Genomic DNA, 3,444 nt, shown 5'->3' with positions numbered 1-3,444 from the left:
CGGAGTGCCCACGACGACATTGCGTCGCGCCGAACCAAGCGGGATGGCGATCATGTCGACCGGCACGAGGTCGGCGCTGCGGACCCCGAGGTCGAACCCGTCGGCGACGATGTCGACCAGTCGGCCTTCGGTGACGATATCGATGTGGACCTGAGGGTGCGCGCGCAGGAACGGGAGGACGAGCGGCGCGAAGATTTCTCGGGCCGCGGTCGGGAAGGCGTTGATGCGCAGCGTGCCCGATGGCGTGGCCTGTTGGGCGCGCGCCGCGTCCATCGCCTCATGGATGTCATGAAGGGCTGGGGCGACCTGCGCGACGAAGTTGCGGCCCGCTTCGGTGAGGGAGACGCTTCGCGTCGTCCGATTGAACAGCCGGACGCCGAGCGTGCGTTCCAGCTTCCCGACCGCATTGCTCAGCGCGGTGGTCGACATCCCAAGCTCGAGCGCCGCCGCACGGAACTTGCCACGGCGGGCGATCATGAGGACTGCATCCAATTCCTTCAGGCTGCTCTGAGCCATTGTCCCGCCCTTCGTGACGCCTCATCCCAATCTGTCCCGATTATCGCATGATCTGTCCGCGTCTACCTTGATCGACAGATGTACGGGCGGTCGCCGCGTCGGCGGCCCGCGGGATCTGGGTCATAAGACTATGTCACTCGATCTTCCTCCTCCGATCGCCGCCTATGTGGCGGCCAACGCCCGCCTCGACGCCGACGGCATGCTGATTCCCTTTGCGGCGGATGCCGTTGTCTTCGATGAGCGGGAAAGGCGCGTGGGCAAGGCCCAGATCCTGGCCTGGATCCAATCAGCGACGATCGCCAGCCGAGCCGTCTTCACACCCGTCGCATGGCGACAAGAGAAAGGCGTCATCGTCGTTGAAGGACCGACCACGGGCGATTTCCCCGGCAGCCCCATTCCGTTCACTTTCCGCTTCACCCTCGAGAACAGGGCCATCTCCGCCCTGGAGGTCGGCTGATGACCCTGCAGAACCCCACCTCCGAATTCGAAGGCCGTCGCGTCGTGGTGACAGGCGGCACCAAGGGCGCCGGCCAGGCCACCGTGAAGCGCTTCATCGCCGGCGGCGCGAGCGTGGTGACCGCCGCCCGCGGCGCTGTTGACGCGCCCGCAGGCGTGCACGTGGTGGCCGCCGACTTAAGCTCGCCGGAAGGGGCGTCTCGCCTCGCGGCGGCCGCCCTAGAGCGGATGGGCGGGGTCGACATCCTGGTGCACGTCGTCGGAGGGTCATCCTCACCAAGCGGCGGCTTTGCTGCGCTGACCGAGGACCACTGGCGCGCCGAGCTGGACCTCAACCTCATGCCAGCCGTACGGCTGGACCGCGCGCTGGTCCCGCAGATGGTCGAACGCGGCGAGGGCATGGTGATCCATGTGTCGTCCATCCAGCGGAAGCTGCCGCTTCCCGAGTCCACCATCGCCTATGCTGCGGCCAAGGCGGCGCTGACCACCTACAGCAAGGCAGTATCGAAGGAGCTGGGCCCGAAGGGCGTTCGAGTGAATGTCGTCTCACCCGGCTGGATTTATACCGAGGCCTCCGATGCCCTGGTCCGCCGGATCGCCGAAACCACGGGCGGGGACTTGGAGGCGGCGAAGGACAGTATCCTTCAAGCGCTGGGGGGGATCCCGCTCGGCCGCCCGGCCCAGCCAGAGGAGGTCGCCGAACTGATCGTCTTCCTGGCCTCGCAGCGCGCGTCGGCGATCCACGGTGCGGAATACGTCATCGACGGCGGCGCCATCCCCACCGTGTAGGCGAGGGGCTTCCTCCGGACGACCGCTGGGACAGGGCGGCGCAGCCTCGCCAATCTAGCGTCGCCGAACAACGGCGCGGCGGCACTGAGGCATGGCTGACCTCATGTGCAGGATCTCATTGTCTTGGGCGTGAGGCCGGGTTCGGCGCTTGCGAAAGGCTGAGGCCCGCGTCCCGGCGACCGGTTGAGTTTGCCCACTTCGTCAAGGCGCCGACCAAACCCACCATGGCCTCGAAGTCGCCACGCGGCGCGTCGGCGTCTCCGAGCTTGGCCACCACCAAGCGCGCCGAAGGCACGACGATGACGTACTGACCCCGCGCCCCCCGGGCCAGGAAACTTCCCACGGGGAGACCGTGGTCGTCGGATCCGGAGGTCACCCAGAATCCCGCGCCATAGCCATACGGATTGCTGCCGGGAGTGAGCGTCGTAGAGTATTCCACCCAGCCTGCCGGAAAGATCCGCTGGCCGCCGGCCACGCCGTCGTCCAGGTAGAGCTGGCCCAGCCGAGCCCAGTCGCGGGCGCTGGCGTAGACCTGCGTCGCGCCGACGGGCGAGCCCGTGGCGTCGGTCTCGATCGTCACGGAGCCCATGCCCAGCCTTTCAAACAGCTCCCGGCGGGCGAACGACTGGGTCGCGGCCGGATCACCGCCGCCGGCCGTCTGCCGGATGAGCCGACCCAGGACGGCGGTGTTGCCGTCGCTGTAGGTCCAGGCAGATCGGACGGGGGACTTCAGCGCCCTGCGCGCTGCGGCGGCGCCCATATCGGGCGATGCGAACATAATCCGGTTGGCGGGATCGAAGGGGGCGTTCCAGCGCGGAATGAGGGATTGCCCCACGTCCAGGCCGCTCCGCATGCGCAGGAGATCGTCCGGTGTGATCGAATGGCGAGCGTCGGCGGGATCGCGCCATTCCGGCACGGGGGCCGGTGCGAACATGTCCAGGCGGCCCTGCTTCACCAACACGCCCAGAAGCGCATTGGTGACCGACTTGCCCATCGACCAGCCGTGCAGCGGCGTATCCACGCCGACGCCGGGCGCATAGCGCTCGGCGACGATCCGCCCGTCGTGGACGATGACCGCCGCGTAGGTGCGCCGGCGCGGACCGTCCGACGACTCTGAGAAGGCGATGTCCAGGGCGGAGGTGAGCTCAGTGTCGCGGGTGCGGACCACCGAGGATTCCTGGGTGGGGGGTGGCGGCCCTCCGGCCTTGTCGACGACCGGCAGGTTTGACGCCTCATCCCCCACGACGCAGCCATAGGGTTCGCGATAGGTGGCCCGTCGGGCGTACAGTCCGGCGAGGGCGGCCGTCACCGTCTTCCGCGTCGGGTCGGCCTGGACGCGGACAAGTCTCGCCGCGGGACCCAGCTGCGGCGCGACGGTATCCGCGAAGGCGCGCTTTCCATCGAGGTCGGACACGAACATCGCCGAGCAGACCTCGTGGGCGGCCATCGCCGTCGGCACGGCCGCGGCGGGCGGAAGGCTCGTGCAGCCAGCGAGGACGAGGGCGCCGATCACCGCGGCCGTGGGGCGAAGACGTCGGATCATGGCTGGTTCTCCAATTGCGTCGCGTGCGCGCCGGTAGGCGCTTGGCTGGGCGGGTCGGGCGGACTCCCGATCCGGGAGTTGGGCGCGGCATAGCCGCGGACGATGAGGAGGCCGCCTGCCGTGACGTCGAACGCCAGGCA

General features: G+C 68.6%; 4 protein-coding genes. 2 read left to right on the top strand and 2 right to left on the bottom strand.

Annotated elements, in window-relative coordinates:
* Positions 1-516: LysR family transcriptional regulator (locus RMO04_RS02220; RefSeq protein WP_309643164.1), on the bottom strand; the 516-nt coding region annotated here is incomplete at its 3' end.
* 130 nt (positions 517-646) lie between these two features.
* Between RMO04_RS02220 and RMO04_RS02215 the strand changes: the two genes are divergently transcribed.
* A complete protein-coding gene (locus RMO04_RS02215) occupies positions 647-973 on the top strand; it encodes a nuclear transport factor 2 family protein (RefSeq protein ID WP_309643163.1) in 327 nt (108 codons plus the stop codon).
* Positions 973-1,761: an SDR family oxidoreductase gene (locus RMO04_RS02210; RefSeq protein WP_309643162.1), complete on the top strand. Its 789-nt coding sequence runs from the start codon at positions 973-975 to the stop codon at positions 1,759-1,761. The genes RMO04_RS02215 and RMO04_RS02210 overlap by 1 nt, the downstream gene beginning before the upstream one ends.
* Before the next feature lie 115 nt (positions 1,762-1,876).
* On the opposite strand, the gene RMO04_RS02205 is transcribed toward RMO04_RS02210, so the two are convergent.
* Positions 1,877-3,304: a serine hydrolase gene (locus tag RMO04_RS02205; protein WP_309643161.1), complete on the bottom strand. Its 1,428-nt coding sequence runs from the start codon at positions 3,302-3,304 to the stop codon at positions 1,877-1,879.
* Between the last annotated feature and the right edge of the window lie 140 nt (positions 3,305-3,444).

It is taken from the genome of Phenylobacterium sp. (assembly GCF_031412415.1).
Lineage (GTDB): Bacteria > Pseudomonadota > Alphaproteobacteria > Caulobacterales > Caulobacteraceae > Phenylobacterium.
Note: the sequence above shows the minus strand (reverse complement) of the source record. Positions and strands in the feature narration are given on the sequence as shown.

Coding starts and splice junctions, on each gene's coding strand:
- RMO04_RS02215 (WP_309643163.1), top strand. CDS start 647: ATGTCACTCGATCTTCCTCCTCCGATCGCCGCCTATGTGGCGGCCAAC.
- RMO04_RS02210 (WP_309643162.1), top strand. CDS start 973: ATGACCCTGCAGAACCCCACCTCCGAATTCGAAGGCCGTCGCGTCGTG.
- RMO04_RS02205 (WP_309643161.1), bottom strand. CDS start 3,304: ATGATCCGACGTCTTCGCCCCACGGCCGCGGTGATCGGCGCCCTCGTC.